Annotated in this window: 16 protein-coding genes; 13 read left to right on the top strand and 3 right to left on the bottom strand. The window is 55.9% G+C overall.

What is annotated here, in order from left to right:
• Positions 1-34 precede the first annotated feature (34 nt).
• A complete protein-coding gene (locus tag RE6C_RS26430; protein ID WP_007328915.1) occupies positions 35-325 on the bottom strand; it encodes a hypothetical protein in 291 nt (96 codons plus the stop codon).
• A gap of 260 nt (positions 326-585) precedes the next feature.
• Here RE6C_RS26430 and hpf point away from each other — a divergent pair, with 260 nt between their 5' ends.
• The 12 genes from hpf (at position 586) to ccsA (ending at position 17088) form a co-directional block, all read left to right on the top strand.
• A complete protein-coding gene (gene hpf, locus RE6C_RS26425; protein WP_008661619.1) occupies positions 586-927 on the top strand; it encodes a ribosome hibernation-promoting factor, HPF/YfiA family in 342 nt (113 codons plus the stop codon).
• A gap of 84 nt (positions 928-1011) precedes the next feature.
• Positions 1012-1491 carry a PTS sugar transporter subunit IIA gene (locus RE6C_RS26420; RefSeq protein ID WP_007328918.1) on the top strand — a complete coding sequence of 160 codons (480 nt, stop codon included), beginning with the start codon at positions 1012-1014 and terminating at the stop codon, positions 1489-1491.
• A gap of 139 nt (positions 1492-1630) precedes the next feature.
• Entirely contained in the window at positions 1631-1978 is a 348-nt protein-coding gene (locus tag RE6C_RS26415) for an HPr family phosphocarrier protein (RefSeq protein ID WP_008661616.1), read from the top strand.
• A gap of 167 nt (positions 1979-2145) precedes the next feature.
• Entirely contained in the window at positions 2146-2364 is a 219-nt protein-coding gene (locus RE6C_RS33155) for a hypothetical protein (protein ID WP_236618543.1), read from the top strand.
• Positions 2339-4159 (top strand): phosphoenolpyruvate--protein phosphotransferase, encoded by a 1821-nt coding sequence (ptsP, locus tag RE6C_RS26405; protein WP_008661610.1) that lies wholly within the window; start codon positions 2339-2341, stop codon positions 4157-4159. The genes RE6C_RS33155 and ptsP overlap by 26 nt, the downstream gene beginning before the upstream one ends.
• On the top strand, positions 4156-4857 hold the full coding sequence (locus tag RE6C_RS26400) for a TIGR03936 family radical SAM-associated protein (RefSeq protein ID WP_008661609.1): 702 nt from the start codon (positions 4156-4158) through the stop codon (positions 4855-4857). The genes ptsP and RE6C_RS26400 overlap by 4 nt, the downstream gene beginning before the upstream one ends.
• A gap of 111 nt (positions 4858-4968) precedes the next feature.
• Positions 4969-6573, top strand: coding sequence for an Rne/Rng family ribonuclease (locus RE6C_RS26395; RefSeq protein WP_007328924.1), 1605 nt, complete (start codon positions 4969-4971; stop codon positions 6571-6573).
• A gap of 5 nt (positions 6574-6578) precedes the next feature.
• Complete coding sequence (locus RE6C_RS26390; protein WP_008661608.1) at positions 6579-8141, top strand: sulfatase family protein; 1563 nt, start codon at positions 6579-6581, stop codon at positions 8139-8141.
• A gap of 29 nt (positions 8142-8170) precedes the next feature.
• Entirely contained in the window at positions 8171-9508 is a 1338-nt protein-coding gene (locus tag RE6C_RS26385; protein WP_008661607.1) for a sulfatase family protein, read from the top strand.
• Positions 9509-9529: 21 nt separating this feature from the next.
• Entirely contained in the window at positions 9530-11725 is a 2196-nt protein-coding gene (locus RE6C_RS26380; protein ID WP_008661606.1) for an FdhF/YdeP family oxidoreductase, read from the top strand.
• A gap of 406 nt (positions 11726-12131) precedes the next feature.
• Positions 12132-13367: a hypothetical protein gene (locus tag RE6C_RS26375; RefSeq protein ID WP_008661605.1), complete on the top strand. Its 1236-nt coding sequence runs from the start codon at positions 12132-12134 to the stop codon at positions 13365-13367.
• Between the two features lie 67 nt (positions 13368-13434).
• On the top strand, positions 13435-17088 hold the full coding sequence (ccsA, locus tag RE6C_RS26370) for a cytochrome c biogenesis protein (protein ID WP_008661603.1): 3654 nt from the start codon (positions 13435-13437) through the stop codon (positions 17086-17088).
• A 150-nt stretch (positions 17089-17238) separates the two neighbouring features.
• Here the strand turns inward: ccsA and RE6C_RS26365 are convergent, their stop codons facing one another.
• Together RE6C_RS26365 and RE6C_RS26360 are read right to left on the bottom strand one after the other, a co-directional pair.
• Positions 17239-18099, bottom strand: a complete 861-nt coding sequence (locus tag RE6C_RS26365) for a class I SAM-dependent methyltransferase (protein ID WP_039963533.1) — start codon at positions 18097-18099, stop codon at positions 17239-17241.
• Positions 18087-18917 (bottom strand): phosphoribosylformylglycinamidine synthase subunit PurQ, encoded by an 831-nt coding sequence (locus RE6C_RS26360; RefSeq protein ID WP_008661600.1) that lies wholly within the window; start codon positions 18915-18917, stop codon positions 18087-18089. The genes RE6C_RS26365 and RE6C_RS26360 overlap by 13 nt, the downstream gene beginning before the upstream one ends.
• 190 nt (positions 18918-19107) lie before the next feature.
• On the opposite strand from RE6C_RS26360, the gene RE6C_RS26355 reads away from it, so the two are divergent.
• The coding region (locus tag RE6C_RS26355) for an aminotransferase class III-fold pyridoxal phosphate-dependent enzyme (protein ID WP_008661598.1) at positions 19108-20133 on the top strand (1026 nt) is incomplete at its 3' end.

Here is a 20133-nt window from a genome sequence, read left to right as displayed (position 1 = left end):
GATAAAGAATCGGGCACGTTCAAACGCCACTGCCTTACTCGACTTTGATCTCTTCTTTGACCTTCTGAACGAAGTGAGGCGCCTTGCCTCCCTTGCTCAGTTCTTCAGAACGCTTGAGCGCCTCGTCTTTCTGGTCAAACTCGAAAACGGCGACCCGTTTCAAGTTTTGACTAAAGACACCCCAATAAAGACGCAAGCGAACATCGGCGGCCGCCTTCTTGGTTTTCCGGCTGGACGCTTTTTTTCGCTTGGCCTCAGCGGCCAACTTTTCAGCGGCTTCTGCTTCGGCAGCTTTTTCCTGACGGCTGATGACCTTTCGAGCCATAAATCAGAGCTGTGGGGGTTGGAGGGTGGACAATCAAAAACCAGTAGACGAACTGCGAAGCGTATCCATTCGCCAGCGTTTTGTCACGGGGCTAGCGTCTAAAGCAACAAGCAATGTGAAAAATTGCCCAAAAGGATCGCTGTTCGCGTACGGCAAAGTCGGCTACGCTTGGATTTGTGGACGACGGGCCCGACACGGCTAACGCTAGCCTTCCGGTTCGGTCGCACGAATGTCAAATAATAAACAGCAAGAGGTTGAGCATGCAGGTGAACGTTTCCGCCCGTCACGGGGCATTGCAACCCGGCGACCAAGCATTGGTCGAAGAAAAAGCCCTCAAACTGCGACGTCTTTACGATCGAGTGAATGCGATCGACGTCACAATCGACCTCGGAAATCTCGACAAACCACACGTCGAATTTCGAATTTCCGTCGAGCATTCTGACGATTTGATCGCGCACGCCGAAGCGACAACCGTCATCGCTGCTTTGGACTCCGCCATCCCCAAAGCTGAACAACAGTTGCGGAAGCTGAAAGAGAAAAAGACAGAACATCGAGCCACCGCCCACAAACATATCGAAAGCGTCGACACCAACGACGAATGAGCCCTCGGCCCGTCCTCGTTGCGAATCCGTGCCGGCATTTCCACTAAACGCTTCCATTCATTCGCATTTCAGACAATTTGTTCCATGAAGTTCTCCGACTTTGTAAAAACCGGCGCGATCCGCGCCGAATTGACCGCCACAACCAAAGAAGCGGTGATCGACGAACTGGTCCAGTCGCTTCTTGATGCCGGCGAAATTTCCGCTGACCAACGTGACGATATCGTCGCTGCGATCATGAAGCGGGAAGAACTCGGCAGCACCGGCATCGGCCGTGGCGTCGCCGTCCCTCACACCAAACATCCCAGCGTTCAGCAACTTGTTGGCACCGTGGGTGTCAGCGAGCAAGGAGTCGATTTCGACTCGCTCGACGGTGAACGTGTTCAACTGTTCTTCCTCTTGATTAGCCCGCCCGAACGCCCCGGCGACCACCTGCGTGCTCTCGAGAACATTTCTCGCCAACTGCGTGACGAATCGTTCTGCCGCTTCCTCAAACAGAGCAAGACTGCCGACGATATCCAACAACTGCTGCAAGAAGCCGACGACAACCAATTTGCCGCCGGTTGAACGCTTTCCTGCTAAAACAATCCTTCAACATGAACAAACACCCAGGCAGCACCGGACCCGCGCCGATTGCCATTGGCTCTGCGATTCCCACTGCCGTTTGCAATGTTGATTCCACTGTCACCCGCACCGCGGTGATCGCATGAGTGCCCCAATACACGAGCGGACTGTTCGTGTCGTCAATCGCCAAGGTTTGCACGCCCGACCAGCCGATTTGCTGGTGCGCTGCGCGTCGGAATTCCAATGCCAGATCTTCCTCCAAAAGGGATCTGAAAAGGTGGATTGCCGTAGCATCCTGTCTCTGTTGACACTCGGTGCCACCGAAGGAACCGACCTGACGGTATCCGCGCAAGGACAAGACGCCGAACAAGCCCTCGAAGCCGTCGGTCGTTTGTTCGACCTCGGTTTTCACGAACTTGACGAGAACCCTGGTTCGCCTGCCTGCTCGGCCGGCGGCACCAGCGATTCTCCCGACCAATCACCCTCGTAGAGAGATCAAAATGTCGTTTTTCCCGATCCCTGTTTCCCATTGCCCGGTGGTGCCGGTTCGCGTTTAGACAGCCTTTCAAACAACCAACACCGAAGCTTCGTCACGAAGCCACAAACCGAAAACGCTCACCACTCGCCCAAACCCGGCGACTTCGTTGATCGCTTTCGGTGTCGCCTCATCCCAGTCGTTTTGAAACGGCGGGCTGCATGAATTTGGCGTTGCGGAATCGATCGCTCCCCAGCGATATCCACTGCCCGGAATTCACGCAGTCTGACCATTCATACGACCTGAAATTTGATGTGGGTGGTGAAGAAACTGCCACCCGGCGAGCGAAGATCAGTTGGTTGGAAAACTTGGTTTGTGCCTGGCACATTCCTGACCGCTGAACGCACAAGAAGAAACCAATCGGATCGAGTCATTCGGCATCGAAGCATGATGCTTGAATTGCAAGGCATTCCCGTGTCACCGGGTGTCGCCATCGGCCCAGCCCTCGTGCTGGACGCTGACGGATACCGCATCCCGCGTTGCATCGTCCCGGCGTCTGACGTCGAGGATGAGTTCGCGCGTCTGCACACAGCGGTCGACTTGGTCAGCGCCCACCTAGAACACAGTCGGCTGGAAACCACCGCCACCGCCGGACGTTCCACCGGCGACATCTTCGCGGCCCAATTGCAGATGTTGCATGACCCGCGACTGCACTCCGAATTGCAACGCCGGATCGGTGAAGATCGCCAATCAGCCGCGTTCGCAGTTAGCGGTGTGCTCCACAATTACGCTACGGCTCTTCGTCGACTCGACAACCCATTGCTGGCCGATCGAGCTCAAGACGTGCTGGACATCGAGCGACAACTCCTGATGCAACTCGGTGCAGTCACCCGCCAACCCCTGTCGGACCTCAGCGAACCTGTCATCGTGCTTTCGCACATGCTGACGCCCAGCGAAACAGCCAATCTTGACCGGCGATTCGTCAAAGGCTTCTGCACCGAAACCGGCGGCCCCGGTGGCCACACCGCGATTGTGGCAAAAGGCCTCGAAATCCCAGCCGTGGTCGGCATTGGTGATTTCCTGCATCAGATCGCCGGCTCCAACTGCGTGATCGTCGACGGTGACCGCGGCAAATTGATTGTCGATCCAGACGACGACGTCCTGGAAAACTACCGCGAAAGAGCGGAGTATCGACGCTCTCTGGCCGTGCGGCTCGCGGAACTCAGTCAACTTCCGGCGGAAACGACGGACGGCGTTCGCATTCAACTCAACGCGAATATCGAATTCCCCCACGAGACCGCGGCCTGCCTTGATCGTGGCGCGGATGGGATCGGTCTTTATCGAACTGAATTCTTGTACTTGTCTTCCGATGACGAACCGTCGGAGGAAGACCATTACCAGGCATACTCCGAAGTCGTTCAGAAGATGGACGGTCGCCCGGTCGTCATTCGGACGCTCGACTTGGGTGCTGACAAAATGGGCCGTGGCAACATGGCTCATCGCGAAAACAATCCGTTCTTGGGACTGCGAAGCATCCGCCTGTCCCTTCGCAATCTCGACGTGTTCCGACCACAGCTTCGTGCTGTTCTACGAGCTGCCGTGCACGGTGACGTTCGCGTGATGTTCCCGTTGATCACAACGATCAACGAACTTCGACAGGCACGCATGCTGCTGAACGTTGTCGCTGAGGACCTGCAGGAATCTGGCCTGCCGTATCGCAGCGATCTGCCCGTTGGAATGATGGTCGAAGTTCCCGCCGCGGTGATGATGCTGGAACACTTCGCCAGCGAAGTCGATTTCTTTAGCATCGGCACCAACGATTTGGCCCAATACACATTGGCTGTCGACCGCAGTAACGAATACGTGGCGGACCTCTACCAATCGAGCGACCCCGCGGTGCTGCGACTGATTCAGCACAGCATCGATGTGGCGGCAAAGAGCCAAACGCCCGTGAGTGTCTGCGGTGAGATGAGCAGTAACCCCGGTCGTGCTCTGTTATTGCTCGGCATGGGCGTTCGCAATCTCAGCGTGCCGCCGTCGGCGCTGCCTCGAGTGAAAAAAGTCATCCGCAACGTTTCAATCGATCAATGCAAAGCGATCGCCGAACGCGTGATGAAACTAGAAGCCGCTCGCGACGTCGACCTGTATTTGCTGGATCGCCTGTCCGACTTGGCTCCTGAATTGGTGATGCAATGAGAACGCGGCCTTCTCGGCAATCACCCAATCTGCACCCCGCCGATCAACTGCGGGTTCGCTATCGCGTTCGTTTCGCGAAGACCGGTTTGCTCCGTTGGATCAGCCACCGCGACTTGGCCCTGTTGTTCGAACGTGTTGCACGCCGAGTCGCCCTGCCCTTGTCGATGACCGAAGGCTTTCACCCGACGCCTCGAATCGCATTCCCCTCGGCGTTGCCACTTGGGATTGAAAGCCTCGACGAAGTGGCCGAGATCGATTTGTGCGAAGACCTCGAAGCCGACGAATTGCTGCAGCGTCTAAGAGGCGACGAGCAACCCGGCCTCACGATTCATTCGGTCGAAAAGATCCCGGAAGGCGTGAAGAAAGCTCGCATCAAGGCAACCGAATACACCGTGTCGTTCCCTGATGACTGGGACGAATCCAAACGCGAACAAGTCAACCAAAACATCGAAGCTCTGAAACAAAAAGAATCGGTCTCCGTCGAACGCAAAGGCAAGACGGTCACCGCAATCGTGAAAGAACATTTGCCCACGATTGAACTGCAAGACAACCAACTTTTCGCCCGCATGGTCTTAGCCGATGGAGCGTCCCTGAAAATGCAGGACTTGCTCGATCTGTTGGACCTGAGCGACTGGCCCGAACGCGGCGCGACGATTGTTCGCACCGGCGTTGAACTCAAAGGGCCGAACCCGAATTAAACGCTCCTGATTCAGGAGCACCCATATACTTTCGTAACGTCGGCGTCCATTTGAATGTCCTTGTTGGCAATCACATCAAGCCGATTTCACACCGAAGAAAAGGTGACTTAGATGAAACGTGAAATGCTGATCAACGTGCTTCAGCCCGAAGAAAGCCGTATCGCTGTGGTCGAGAACAATCGACTCGAAGAGCTATACGTCGAACGGAAGAGCGTTGAGAATTACTCCGGCAACATTTACCGCGGCAAGATTGTCAATCTCGAACCCAGCATCCAAGCGGCGTTTGTCGACTTTGGCGTGGGCCGCAACGGCTTCTTGCACATCAGCGACATCGAGCCGCAATACTTCCGCCAAGGCGGTTACGATCCCGAAGAAATCATGCGGGAATCGGACGAGATGGCCGAAGCGGCTGCTCAACGAAATCGCGAATCAGGTCGCGGCAGCACGCGTGTGTTCAAAGGCGGACGCCCTCGCAACAAACCACCGATCCAAGAGATCTTCAAACGTGGCGACGAAGTCTTGGTGCAAGTCATCAAGGAAGGCATTGGTAACAAAGGCCCCACGCTCAGCACCTACATCTCGATCCCCGGTCGTTACCTCGTGCTCATGCCCGCGCTGTCACGCGTTGGCGTCAGCCGCAAGATCGAAGACGAAGACGATCGCAAGCGTCTGAAAAAGTGCTTGCTGTCGCTCAGCCCACCCAAGGGTCTCGGCTTCATCGTCCGCACCGCCGGTGCCGGCCGCAGCGAAGACGAACTGCAACGCGACATGGACTACTTGTTGCGATTGTGGAAAGCGATTGTTCGCCGCGTCGAAAACACGACTGAACCTGGCGAGATCTACGAAGAAAGCGATCTGATCATTCGCACCATTCGCGATATCTACAGCGATGACATCGATCACATTTTGATCGACCAAAAAGAGTCCTACGAAAAGGCTCGTGACTTCTTGAAGATGGTCATGCCTCGCGTCGTCGATCGTTTGAAATACTACGACGGGCCCGGACCTCTGTTCCACAAATACAACTTGGAAGAGGAGATCGTGAAGATCAACCAACGCCAAGTTGCGTTGCCCGACGGCGGATCCATCGTGATCGACCCGACGGAAGCCTTGGTGGCCATCGACGTCAACAGCGGCAACTTCCGCGGCAACGCATCGGCGGAAGAAAACGCGTTCCGTCTGAACATTGCTGCGGCCAAGGAAATCGCACGTCAGCTTCGCTTGCGTGACTTGGGCGGCGTGATCGTCAATGACTTCATCGATATGCGAAAAGAAAGCTATCGTCGCAAAGTCGAACGCGTTCTTCGCGACGCGATGGCAAACGACCGTGCCCGCACAAAGATCCTTCGAACCAGCCCGTTTGGCTTGATCGAAATGACTCGCCAGCGGATTCGCCCCAGCCTGAAACGCAGCATCTACAAGGACTGCCCATGCTGCGAAGGCCGGGGACTGGTCAAGACGCCCGAAAGCATGTCGATCGAAGTCGTCCGCATGCTCGCGTTGGCGGTGAAGAACAAGCACATCGTTCGAGTCACCGTTCGCGTCAACGATGAGGTTTCCGCATTCTTGAACAACAAGAAACGCCGAACAGTCAGCGAGATGGAAGAATGCGGTAACATGACCGTTCAAATTCTCGGCAGCGAAGGATTGTTCCCGGAACACCTGGAAGTGGATTGCCGTGATGAGCACGGTGAACGCGTCGAAATCGACTCCTGAACCCAATGCAAATTGATGTCAACGAAGCCCAATCGCGAATTCGTTTCGTGGTTGGGCTCTTTTCGCTACTGGTCGCCGCTTGGGTCATCCCAACCCACACAACGGCGAACGATTCCCCGCCCAACATCCTGTTCATCCTTTGTGATGACCATCGATTTGATTGTCTTGGCGTCGCGGGGCATCCGTTTTTGGAAACGCCTCACCTCGATACGATGGCTCGCGACGGCGCAATGCTCCGCCGAGCCTATGTAACGACGTCGCTGTGTTCCCCCAGTCGTGCATCAATTTTGACCGGGCAGTACGCCCATAATCATCGCGTGGTCGACAACTATCATGCCGTGGACCCAAACTTGGTTTTCTTCCCCGAGTCATTGCAAGACGCCGGTTACCAAACCGCGTTCATCGGCAAATGGCACATGGGTGGCGACATCGACGACCCTCAACGTGGCTTTGACCACTGGGTCTCGTTCCGTGGACAAGGAACGTATTGGCCCGATGGTCACGGGACGACTCGCGAGGTCCCACAAACCACCTACGATGGTTTCAACGTCAATGGAAAACGCGTTCCACAACGCGGCTACATCACGGATGAATTGACCGAATATTCGCTCGATTGGCTGAAGAGCCGTGATACTGACAAACCGTTCTTTTTGTATGTCAGCCACAAAGCGGTGCATGCGGATTTCGTCCCCGCCGATCGGCATCGCGGCCGATACGACAACGAACCGTTGCCGATCGAAATCCCGACTACCGAAGCGATGGAAGCTGGCAACAAACCCATGTGGGTCCGCAACCAACGCAACAGTCGCCACGGAGTTGATTTTGGTTACAACCTGCCCGGCTTCAGTCCCGAGGTTTACTACCGACGCTATTGCGAATCATTGTTGGCGGTGGATGAATCCGTCGGTCAGCTCCGCGAATTTTTGAAGCAGCAAGATCTCGATCAGAACACGATCGTCGTCTACATGGGCGACAATGGTTTTCAATTTGGCGACCACGGGCTGATCGACAAACGCACCGCTTACGAAGCCAGTGCCAAAGTACCCTTGCTGGTCGTCGCGCCGGGCAAAATTCCAGCGGGCGTTCCATTTGACGGTTTAGTCGGCAACATCGACATCGCTCCCACGCTACTGGAAGCCGCCAACGCCTCCGCTCCGAAGAACATGAACGGGCAGAGTGTTTGGAAAGCTCTTTGTGCATTGGACGCCTCGTCCCTGAATGATCGCACGTTGCTTTACGAATACTACTGGGAACGGAACTACCCCCACACACCGACGCTGCATGCCATCATTGGCGGTCGTTTCAAGTACATCCGATACCACGGATTGTGGGATCGAGATGAGCTTTACGACCTCGAATCAGACCCGGGCGAAATGCAAAACCTGATCCATGATTCCAGGTATGCTGATCGCGTTGAATCGTTGAACCAGCAACTGTGGCAGCTACTGAAAAACAGCACCGGCATGGAGATGCCATTGCTGGAAGATCATGGCCCACGGTTTCCACTTCGCGATAAGAACCAATCTCCCCAAGCCGCTTTTCCGAAGGAATACTTCTCGGAAAAGTAACTTCCCACCTCCATCATGTCCTACCCATCATGAACGCTCCCCACCGATTGCTGCTGGCATTGCCAGCACTCTGTCTCGCCCTGTCGTTTAGCGAGCCAGTATTCGCCCAAGATGATCAGCTCAACGTTGTTGTCATTCTCAGTGATGACCAGGCGTGGACGGATTACTCCTTCATGGGCCATCCCCACATCCAGACGCCCAACTTGGATCGGCTGGCAAAAGAAAGCCTGACGTTCACCCGCGGCTATTCGCCGGTCAGCCTATGCCGCCCATCGCTTGCCACGATCATCAGTGGACTCTATCCACACCAACATGGAATTGTCGGAAACGATCCTCCGTGGTCGGGCATGCAAAACGGCGAGCGTCGGCCACCGCACAATCAACCAGCGTACGTCCAAAACCGAATGGACTACCTGCAACATGTGGACAAATTGGATTGCCATCCCGAACTGCTCGCTCGCCACGGTTACCGCAGTTTGCAAACCGGAAAGTGGTGGGAAGGCAAACCATCGCGTGCTGGCTTCACCGATGCGATGACCCATGCTGACTTCACCCGCGACGGTCGCCACGGCGATGACGGATTGAAGATCGGTCGAGAAGGCATGCAAGTCATCGATGAATTCTTGGCTGACACTCAAGCCAAGAAACAACCGTTCTATTTGTGGTACGCACCGTTCTTGCCACACACGCCGCACAATCCACCAGAACGTTTGCTTGCAAAATATCGAGACAAAACCGACTCCTTGCCGATGGCCAAATACTGGGCGATGTGCGAGTGGTTCGATGAAACCTGCGGCGAACTGCTAGGTCTGCTCGACAAACATTCGCTCGCCGAAAACACGCTCGTCGTTTACGTCACCGACAACGGATGGATCAACCAAACCGACGCCAGTCGATACGCACCTCGCAGCAAGCGCAGTCCCAACGAAGGCGGCACCCGCACCCCGATCATGTACCGTTTGCCCGGTGTGATCGAACCGCGAATGGACACGACGACTTTGGCATCCACCATCGATGTTGTTCCGACCACGCAAAAGCTTCTCGGGTTCGAAGTCCCCGAAGGGTTGCCAGGAATTGACGTCTTGGATTCCGATGAAGTGGAACTGCGGGACGCAATCTATGGAGAGATTTTCGAACACGACATTCAACACATGGACGATCCGTCGCCCAGTTTGCAGTACCGCTGGGTCATCCAAGGCGATTACAAGTTGATCGATCCATCAAAACGCATGTCAGGGGAATCGCCGGAGCTTTACAATGTCGTGAAGGATCCGCACGAGAATCAGAACCTGGCGGATCAACAGCCCGAGAAGGTCGAAACCCTGCAATCCTTGCTGGATGAATGGTACTTGCCCGACTCGGCGTGATTCCTTGCTTCTCCCTCGGTCTTGAAAGATGATTCGATGAAAGTTGGCAGTGGCGGTGGCTTTCGAGCAATTTGGTACACGTTCAAAAAAGGGCGTGAGACCGGCAGTGTTTGGAAGCTCTACAAAGCCATGCGAACTCGAAACTCTTGCAAGACCTGCGCGGTCGGCATGGGGGGCCAAAAAGGCGGCATGGTTAACGAAACGGGCTCCTTCCCCGAAGTCTGCAAGAAAAGCTTGCAGGCCATGGTCGCGGACATGCAGCCCGGGATCGAACCGCCGTTTTGGAAGAAGACAACCATTGAACAACTCGCGGCGATGACTCCCCGCGAACTGGAGCATCTGGGCCGACTGATCCATCCGGTTCGCTACCGACAAGGTGACTCGCACTACGAAACGATCACCTGGGAAGAGGCCTTCGACACCATCGCGGGCAAACTCGCCTCGTTGTCACCTGAAGAAACGTTTTGGTACTTCAGCGGACGTAGCAGCAACGAAGCGGGCTTCTTGTTGCAACTGCTCGCTCGCGTGTACGGCACCAACAACGTCAACAATTGCAGTTTCTATTGCCACCAAGCCAGCGGCGTTGGACTGCAAAGCAGTGTTGGCAGTGGCACGGCAACGATTCAGCTTGAGGACCTCGAAAAATCCGACTGCGTCTTTTTGATTGGTGGTAACCCCGCCAGCAACCACCCGCGATTGATGACCAGCTTGATGCACGTCCGCCGCCGCGGTGGAAAGGTCATCGTGATCAACCCGGTGGAAGAAACGGGATTGGTAACGTTCCGAATTCCAAGCGATCCGATCTCGTTGCTGAAAGGCACCAAGGTCGCGACGCATTACATCAAGCCGCATATTGGTGGCGACCTAGCGTTGCTATGGGGCATCGCGAAATCGCTGCACCAGACCAACCAAATCGACCTGCCGTTTTTGCAGCAACATTGCAACGGTCACGAAGACTACCTCGCCGCGTTGGACGCGTTTGAGTGGGAAGAACTCGAACGCAAATCCGGCATCGACCGCTCCGAAATGGAATCCATCGCGGCTTTGTATGCCAAGAGCGAACGAGCCGTGTTCTCTTGGACGATGGGAATCACTCACCACGCTCACGGTGTCGAGAACGTTCAGGCGATCGCCAACCTCGCCATGTGTCGCGGCATGGTTGGACGTCCGGGCAGCGGGCTGATGCCAATTCGCGGTCACAGCAACGTGCAAGGCATCGGCAGCGTTGGCGTCACGCCCAAATTGAAACAACAAATCTTTGACGCGTTGCAAGAACAGTTCGGTGTCGAGCTTCCAACGACCGAAGGTCTGGACACACTCGCCTGCATGGAAGACGCCGCGTCGGGAAAGATCAAAGCCGGGTTCTGCTTGGGCGGCAATCTGTTTGGCTCCAACCCGGATGCAACCTTCGCCGGCGAAGCTCTTTCAAATCTCGATCTCAACGTGATGATGAACACCACGATGAACACGGGACATGCTCACGGGCTCGCCAAGGAAACGATCATCTTGCCCGTCCTCGCTCGGGATGAAGAACCCGAACCCACGACGCAAGAATCCATGTTCAACTTTGTCAGGTTGAGCGACGGTGGTCCTCGACGATTGCCGGGACCTCGCAGCGAAGTCGAAATCATCGCGACACTGGGCGAACGTTTGCTTCCCGATGCAAAAGGCATCGACTGGAAACAAATGCATCACACATCCACGATCCGAGATTGGATCGGGCGGGTTGTACCTGGCTACGGAAAGATCAGCTCGATCGACAAAACCAAAGAAGAGTTCCAGATCGATGGGCGTACGTTCTACGAACCTCAATTCGGTACCGAGGACGGGCGAGCGGTTTTGCATTGCCATTCGATTCCAGATTTGAAAGGCACCGGCGAAAACGAACTGCGATTGATGACGGTTCGCAGCGAGGGCCAATTCAACACGGTCGTTTATGAAGAAGAAGACCTGTACCGGAACCAAGATCGCCGGGACATCATCCTGATGAATCCTGATGACCTGCAACGACTCGGACTGACTCACGATCAACGTGTGACGGTGGAAAATGAAATCGGATCGATGCCCGGAATTCTGGCGAGAGGTTATGAGAAAATCCGTCCGGGCAACGCTTTGATGTACTACCCCGAGTCGAACGTCTTGGTCGCCCGCTACGCCGACCCACAGAGCAAGACACCGGCTTTCAAAGGCGTCGTCGTCCGGGTCGCGGCGGAATGAAAACGCCCTGAATGGCTTGCAAATCAGGCGATATTCGCTGACCTGCCGCACGTTCCCGCAGCGGGACTCCGCTGATTTCCAGCTACCCACTCGAAACCGCCACAAAACGGTATCCATCCCCCGCCCGCGACGCTTTGTCGCTTCCGTCGGTCGAAATCGCCTCCCCCGAGCGGCCCATCGACTTCGCGGTGAGAACAATTCGGGTCGCAGCCGCGTTTCAATAGTGATAGCAGCTAATCTGATCTTGGATTTGCGTGAAAATCGGTCACCATGATGGATGCCGGATTTGAAATTGCGTTCCTGTTGAAACGGCCCGCTTCTGGCAGTTTCACAGCGTCCTTTCACGGCTGCTCCCCGCCTCCCCACTCTCTTCGTCGTCCCACCTATGCCGTCCCCCATTTGTCGCATGCCTGATTCCCGCTGGACGTCATGCGTCCCGATCCTCGCCAGCCTCTGGTGCGTCGGATTGCTGAGCGTCCTGGCCGGTTGCTCGCAAGAAGCGCCGATCATCACGTACCAGGTGCCAACGAAGATGCCTGCGGTTTTGGCTGCCGAAGACACTCGCATGATCGCTGCAATTTTGCCGCAAAAGGACCAAGCGTGGTTCTTCAAAATCATGGGCCGTGAATCGGCCGTCGACTCGATCGACGACACCTTCCGTGAATTCGTCGAAAACATCGAGTTCGAAGACGGCAAACCCAATTTGGATTCTGTCCCTTCGGACTGGCGAAAGGGTGCCGCCCGAACGATGCGTTTCGCCTCCTTCGACATCAACACGCCTGTTCAGCAACTCGACCTAAGCGTTTCGCAGCTCACACGAATGGACGACTGGTCGGAACTGGTTGTCATGAATGTCAACCGATGGCGAAAGCAAGTCGGGCTCGCCGAAAGCCAAAAAGAATGGGCCTCAGCAGAAACCATGACTTGGTCAGGTTTGGAATTGGATGAGTTCGCCGACGTTCCTGCCATATGGGTCGATGTCACTGGAAAAGCCTCGGACTCCGGGCCGCCAATGATGGCAGGCGGAGCTCCATTTGCATCAATGGCTGGCGGCCCCAATGGGGGTGGAACCGCGGATGCGGCGGCTGATCCGCACGCTGGTTTGCCACGCGATGCACAGGAAGCAATTGAACAAGCCAAAGCCAGTGGCGCATCCATGCCGGCGGCAAAAGAAAAGGCATTTCCGAAAGAGTCCGCCAGCGATGACGCCCCCAAATCGGACCCGGCTCTCGACTTCGATCGTCCCGAAGGATGGCGTGATGGGCGAATGAGCATGATGCGGATGGCGGCGTTCAATGCTGGCCCCGAAGAATCCTCCGCCGAGATCACCGTTATCACCGCCGGTGGCGATTTGCGTGGCAACGTGGCGAGATGGATGGGACAAGTCGAAGGCGGCCAGCCCGACGACGCCGATGTTGACCAAGCCCTCGAATCGGCGGAAAAGTTGACCGTTGCCGGACGCGATGCCCAGCGGTTTATTCTTCATCCCAAAGATGAAGACAGCCAGGCGACTTCGATCGACGCGACGATCGTGCCGCTCGAAAACGATTTTAGTCTGTTCATTAAGATGGTTGGTCCGGCCGACGTGATCGCGGATCAAGACGAAGCGATGCGAAGTTTTTTGAAGTCCTTGAAGTACTGACTTTCAAAGCACACGCCCTGCCCTGCCCGCCGCTCATTTGGCGACCCACCCTTACAAGAGTCATTCGATGGCATCCGTCACCAACGATACCCACGCCACTGACGATCGCGTCTCATCCATCACGGATTGGCTAGCCCCTTCACGATTTCTCGCGTTGGCTGGGTCGCTGAAGTTCACCGTCGCATTGTTTGCAATGTCGATCGTGCTGGTGCTCGTGGGCACATTGGCTCAAGACGAAATGAACATGCAGGAGGTCAAGCAACGGTACTTCCTTTCTTGGATCGCTCCGTTGCACTTCGATGACTTCTTCCCTCAAGCCTTCTACCGTCATAGCCAACCGATCCCAGGCATCTTGCCGTTTCCCGGCGGAGCAATGATCGGGATGCTGCTGATGGTCAATCTGATCGCGGCCAAGATTACTCGGTTCCGATTACAAGCCAGCGGCGGTCGCTTGGCCGCCGGACTGGCATTTTTGGTTGCGGGCATTCTGGTTGCCGGACTGATTGTCTTTACCGGACACAATGATGATGGACTGCAAGGCACGCCGCCCAGTTGGCTTTCCTACGATCAATTGTGGGCGGTCGTCATGGCGGTTTTGGCGATCGGAACCGTTGCGATGGGCATGGCGGCATCCTCCGTCAAACTTCCTATCCTGCGATGGCTAACCTACTTCGCTACCGTAGCGTTGGGGCTGACCGTGCTGTATTGCTTGTTTACCGGAACTCGCATCGACGATCCCGGACTTCGCATCGTCTGGCAACTCGCCAAGGGTGTGGGCGCCGGTTTGATCATGTTGGTTGGATGCCAATTGGCGTTTGGCAAACAGGGCGGAAACGTGCTGCTGCATCTCGGTGTTGGATTGTTGATGGTAGGCCAGTTCGCTTTTGGTGACCGCCAAATGGAACAACGCCTCAGTCTCGTTGAAGGTCAATCCACCAACACGTTTGTGAACTTGGACGAAATCGAACTTCAGTTCATCCACACCGAAGATGACATTCAAAATGTCGTTGCCGTTCCCGCTCAACGATTGGCCGCTGCTGCTTCGAGAGAATCAACGATCGAAAACGATTCGCTTCCCGTGAAAATCAAGGTGCTCGAATACTTTGAGAATGCGGGAATCCAAGATCACCAGGATGACGCTCCCGCCACCAAGGGAATTGGCCTAGAAGTCTCCGCTATTGAACGTCCCAAATCAGGCGGCGCAGATATGGCAATGAATTTGCCCGCCGCTTACGTCGAGTTGATTGATCCAGAATCGGACAAATCACTCGGAGTCTTTTTGGTTAGCCAGTCGATCAATGATCGCGAAATGTTAGTACCAGACGGGACGTCGAAAGATACGTTCGATTCGATCACCGTGGGCGGCAAAGAATACGAGATCGGACTGCGTTTACACCGAGAAGTCAAACCTTACTGGGTTCAGCTCGAAGACGTTCGACGAGTCAACTACAGCAACACCGACACACCTCGCGACTACTCATCATTCATTCGCATCGTCGACAGCGAAACGGGCGAAGACCGCAAAGAAAGGGTCTGGATGAACAACCCGCTTCGCTATCGCGGCGAAACGTTCTATCAATCCAATTACACACCGCTTCCCGGTGGAAAAGAGCTGACCGGAATTCAAGTTGTCCGCAACTCGGGGTGGCTGATTCCCTATGTCGCGTGCAGCATCACCGGACTTGGAATGTTGGTTCACTTCTGGGGAACACTCACTCGATTCATCTCTCGCCGACGACGTGAAAACGAACGAGCGTTGGCCGAATTTGGCAGTGAGAAATCAGAAGGCACCTCGAAGTTCTCCGAAGGCATCGAGGTCACTGCCGAACCAGCATCGCGGAAGAACTTGCCCGTCATCGTGTATCTCGCCGCCGTCGCGGCGCTGGTGACGGTGATTCTTGCTCCAAGCGTCTCTCTGAAGAACAAATTGAAACCGGTTGACCGAGCCAGCGAATTTGACTTGGCAGCTCTTGGCCAAGTGCCAGTGCAGTACGGCGGCCGAGTGATGCCGCTCGACGCTTATGCGCGGCAGACAATGAAAGCAATGACTAACAAGGATTCATTGCCACTGGATGCTGCCCCAAGCGAAATCAAAGATCGAGTTGAAACGAAAAAGCTGTCGGCGGTGCAGTGGTTGATGGAGGTTGCCGTCGACGAACCGGCGCTGCGTTACCTGCCCATGTTCCGCATCGATGCCGAAGAAATTCGAGCCGAACTGGATCTGGACCGGCGTGAAAGCAAACTCTATTCGCTGGACGAAATTGGCGAAAACCTCGAACGATTCACAAAGATGGTGAAGGACGCTCGGGAGAAAGAATCTCTAGATCAAGACTTCAAGGACAAGAAAGCGATTGAACTGGACATGCGAACCCGGCAATACACCGTTGCCGCCGCCGCGATGCGTTTGCCAGTGCCAGAAGACATTCCAGAAGAATTCTTTCCCGAAGGAACCAGCGAACAAACGCGGCAATTGTTCGCTTTGCGCCAACTTGAGCGTCAGATGAATAGCTTGGCTCAAATGCCGGCTCCGGCGATCATTCCACCATCAATGGAACAGGCCACCGACAGCGAACAGCAAGCCGACTGGACCGCTTTTGCCCCCGCATTCTTTGACATGGCCAAGAACGGCATCGCTCCGAAAAGCAGCCAACCTGGCATTCGTACTTTCGGTGAATTGATTCGAGAATATGGCGAGGGCGATCCTGCTGCGTTCAACCAAGCTCTCGACGACCACTTGACCGCAGTCCAAGCCTACAACATTCCCGGCTACGACCACTTTGCCGTTTCGCTGGAACAATGGCTGGGTGCCGCTAACCCAACCGCGATTGCAACGGGGCTCTATATCCTGGCGATCATCTTGGGGTTGATCTACTTCGCGGTGGATTCACCTCGGTTGGGCAACGCGGTTTGGGGAACCATCGCGATCGCGTTCATCATTCACACGATCGTGATTCTGTCTCGCGTCTACATCACCGGTCGTGCTCCCGTCATCAACCTTTACTCATCGGCGATCTTCATCGGCTGGGCAGCCGTGCTATTCGGCTTGGTGGTCGAACGAATTTTCCGTTACGGCACCGGCAACATGCTTGCCGCCGTTGCTGGCATGATGACTTTGCGAGTCGCTTACAACCTGACGCTGAACGTTGGCCAAGCCGAAACGATGGGCGTGCTGCAAGCAGTTCTGGACACTCAGTTCTGGCTCAGCACGCACGTGATCAGCGTTTCACTCGGATACGTTGCAACGCTTGTCGCCGGCCTGCTCGGCATTGGGTATTTGATCTCTGGTTGGATCAACGCCAGCGACCGAGCCCGTCGCGATTTGTATCGCTGTGTTTACGGAGCCTCTTGCTTTGGCATTCTGTTCAGCTTCATCGGCACCGTGCTTGGCGGGCTTTGGGCCGACGATTCCTGGGGTCGCTTCTGGGGCTGGGACCCAAAAGAAAACGGTGCGCTCTTGATCGTGATCTGGAACGCATTGATGCTCCACGCTCGCTGGGACGGCATGGTGAAGGCACGCGGGTTTGCCATCTTGGCGATCGGCGGCAACATCATCACGGCTTGGAGCTGGTTCGGCACCAACGAACTGGGCATCGGTCTGCACAGTTATGGCTTCACCGAAGGCATGCTTCGCAACCTAGCGATCTTCTTTGCCACCCAATTTGCATTCATCGCCGCGGGCTTGCTCATTCCCTCTCGCAGTCCGCTCTCCGACGAATCGTAAATCGGTAGGCCATGTTCCACATGGCGTCCACGCCGATGCTTGGGAACAAAGCGAGGCGTGTTCGCGGTTGGGCATGTCATTGACGAGGTAAATCGTCCGGGCAACAACCATCGCCATGTGAGAATGGCCTACGGCGATGATTCCGTCGCCTCATTTGCAACGTCGAAACACGTACTCGTTGCATCCCCATCCGGATCCAACCGTTGTGAGGTTGTCGAGCACAAATCCTTTTTCACGCAGCGGAAGGATAATGGCTTCTGGTTTGGCGACCTCAAACGGGAGGCCACCAATCCAATCGACCCAGTCATGCCAGGCGTTCATGCCGCGGTCAGACTTCTTCGCTCGCCAATCTGCGAACGGCAGCGGGTTGCGTCCTCGGGCCAGCCTCGCGAGTGCGAACTTCACTTCGTAGCAACCTGCGACCAGAACGACATACGCCGGACGTAAAAATGCAGGCAGGCGATGATAACCTTGCTTGATCTGCAACCATCGCCGGCTCCCTCCACCTTGATCGTTGTAGATAGCAATCGCGTACTGACCACCAGGTGCGACCACTGATGAGGTTGCCTCGATCGCCGCGTTCATTTGGCCGGTGTGATGAAGCACTCCCCAACTGTAGACAACATCAAATGCTCCAAGCGAAGTCAACCACTCCGCATCGAGCGCCGAGCCTTGTTGGATCTGCCATTGCTCAGCCACAGCCGGATCCTCCGTGACCGCTCGCTCGCGAAGCTCTCGAGTGCAAGCCACGCTGTCATCGTCCAAATCCATGCTGACGACTTCGGCACCCATCGAAACAGCCGCTAAAGAAAACAGACCGCTGCCAGATCCAATGTCGAGAAACCGTTTGCCTGCAAGTGATTCCACCTGCAAGAGCGTCTTCAAGGAAGCCGTCGCGTGCTGCAACCTTTCGGTGTCAAACCGATCCAGAAACGACGCCCAGTTCTTGCCAAACGCGAACCGGGTTTCCGACTCTTCGACGGGCGCCACGGGCTCGCTCAAGCAAACCACTCCACCGCGTTTCGGAACATCTGCAATCCTTCGCCGTGCTCAGGTTGCTCTTTACGACGAGTCCAAAACGGATGCTGAGTCGGATCAATGTGTCGCTCGGGGTGCGGCATCAAACCGAACACGCGGCCGCTGGCATCACACACTCCCGCCACGTTGGCATCACCACCGTTGGGGTTGATCGGGAACGGCAACGTTTCGGATTGGATCTCGCCCGATGGCTCGCAGTATCGCAAAGCCAGTCGCCCGGCCGATCGCAGCTCTTCCAACACCTCCGCGTCGCGGGCGATGAACTTGCCTTCAGCGTGAGCCATTGGCAGATACATTTGTTCGATGTCTCGCAGGAACACGCATGGCGTTTTGTCGACGGCCAAGTTCACCCAGCGGTCTTCGAATCGACCGTGATTGTTCCAGGTCAAAGTGGCGGGCGGGATGGAGTCGTCTGCCGATTCAGCGGGTCCGCCCGCGGTTTGCAATTGCCCGACGCCGCTGGTCAAAACGCCCAACCGCATCAGCACCTGCATCCCGTTGCAAATCCCCAGCACCAAGTTGTCGCCGCTGTCGACGAAGTGATGCATCAGGTCACCCAGGTGCCGACGCATCCGAGTCGCCAAAATTCGGCCGGCCGCGATGTCGTCGCCGTAGCTGAATCCACCGGGCAAACAGAGGATTTGGTAGCGGCTCGCCAAAGCCGCGTTTTCCATCAATCGCCCGACGTGGACGCGTTCGGCGACCGCACCGGCCAACTCAAAGGCATGGGCGGTTTCGACATCGCAGTTGGTACCGGGAGCACGCAGGACAAGAACGCGAGGCTGAGGCATGGGAATGCAGTTTGGCAGACAAGTGGCGGAACAGAATTCAATCCGCAGAGCTTAGTTTTTTCCGCCCTGATCGGCAACGATCGTCGCGCAGCGATTGCCAAGAACCGAACCGGGAACCAAGATGCGTGCTCTCTGTTGTAGCTCGGGGATCCCCCGCGTTTGATACCGTTTTCGCCAATCGCTTTTGAACATGCTTCACGCCGAATCACTTCGTCAGGACCCCCGGATCGCACAAGCCAAGCAATTGATTGCCGAAGCAATGCGTGATCATTCCGCTTCCATGACGGATGTTTCGCCCCGCGATCCCGACCAATCGGCGAGCTACCAATCCCTGATCGACGGGTTCACCTCCGCTCGAGGCGGCCCACCCATCTGGCCCTATTTCGCGTCCGGACTCGGAAACGGTCCCTACGTCGAACTGGCCGACGGCAGCGTCAAACTGGATTTCATCGGTGGAATCGGCGTGCACGGCGGTGGTCACTCGAATTCGGATCTGGTTTCGGCCAGCATTGATGCGGCGATCGAAGACACGGTCATGCAGGGAAACTTGCAGCAGAACACGGCCAGTGTCGAAATGATGCAGCGACTCGTCTCGCTCGCCTCCGAATCGGGAGCACCGCTCGAACACGTGTTGCTTTCAACCAGCGGCGCGATGGCGAACGAGAACGCATTGAAACTCGCCTTCCACCACCGACAACCCGCTGACCGAATCATCGCGTTTGACAATGCGTTCGCCGGTCGATCGATCGCGCTAGCAGCCTTGACCGACCGGCCCGCCTATCGAAACGGCTTGCCCAAAGCGATCCAGGTCGACTACTTGCCCTTCCTGCATCCGGACCATCCCGAGAAATCTCAGCGATGGGCCGTCGAGGAATTGAAACGATTGCTCAAACGCTATCCAGGAAAACACGCTGCTTTCTGGGCCGAACCGATCGCAGGCGAAGGCGGCTACTACCCAGGCAGCCACGATTTCTTCACCGCATTGTGCGAGCCACTGCGGGAAGCGGGCGTGCCGATCATCTTCGATGAAGTGCAAACGTTTTCACGAACCAGCCGACCATTTGCCTTCCAACACTACGGACTGGACCAATTCGCCGACATCGTCACCGTTGGCAAGATCACTCAGGTCTGCGCGACGCTGTACCGAAGTGACTTCCACCCCAAGGCACCGATCCTCAGCCAAACCTTCACCGGATCGACTGCCGCGATTTCGACC

The sequence above is a fragment of the Rhodopirellula europaea 6C genome, from assembly GCF_000338295.1.
Taxonomy (GTDB): Bacteria; Planctomycetota; Planctomycetia; order Pirellulales; family Pirellulaceae; genus Rhodopirellula; species Rhodopirellula europaea.
Note: the sequence above shows the minus strand (reverse complement) of the source record. Positions and strands in the feature narration are given on the sequence as shown.

Excerpts from the sequence above, each read along its gene's own strand:
- ccsA (WP_008661603.1), top strand. The coding sequence starts at position 13,435 with ATGGCATCCGTCACCAACGATACCCACGCCACTGACGATCGCGTCTCA.
- RE6C_RS26360 (WP_008661600.1), bottom strand. The coding sequence starts at position 18,917 with ATGCCTCAGCCTCGCGTTCTTGTCCTGCGTGCTCCCGGTACCAACTGC.
- RE6C_RS26400 (WP_008661609.1), top strand. The coding sequence starts at position 4,156 with ATGAGAACGCGGCCTTCTCGGCAATCACCCAATCTGCACCCCGCCGAT.
- hpf (WP_008661619.1), top strand. The coding sequence starts at position 586 with ATGCAGGTGAACGTTTCCGCCCGTCACGGGGCATTGCAACCCGGCGAC.
- RE6C_RS26375 (WP_008661605.1), top strand. The coding sequence starts at position 12,132 with ATGCCTGATTCCCGCTGGACGTCATGCGTCCCGATCCTCGCCAGCCTC.
- RE6C_RS26395 (WP_007328924.1), top strand. The coding sequence starts at position 4,969 with ATGAAACGTGAAATGCTGATCAACGTGCTTCAGCCCGAAGAAAGCCGT.
- RE6C_RS26385 (WP_008661607.1), top strand. The coding sequence starts at position 8,171 with ATGAACGCTCCCCACCGATTGCTGCTGGCATTGCCAGCACTCTGTCTC.
- RE6C_RS26415 (WP_008661616.1), top strand. The coding sequence starts at position 1,631 with ATGAGTGCCCCAATACACGAGCGGACTGTTCGTGTCGTCAATCGCCAA.
- RE6C_RS26430 (WP_007328915.1), bottom strand. The coding sequence starts at position 325 with ATGGCTCGAAAGGTCATCAGCCGTCAGGAAAAAGCTGCCGAAGCAGAA.
- RE6C_RS26390 (WP_008661608.1), top strand. The coding sequence starts at position 6,579 with ATGCAAATTGATGTCAACGAAGCCCAATCGCGAATTCGTTTCGTGGTT.
- RE6C_RS26420 (WP_007328918.1), top strand. The coding sequence starts at position 1,012 with ATGAAGTTCTCCGACTTTGTAAAAACCGGCGCGATCCGCGCCGAATTG.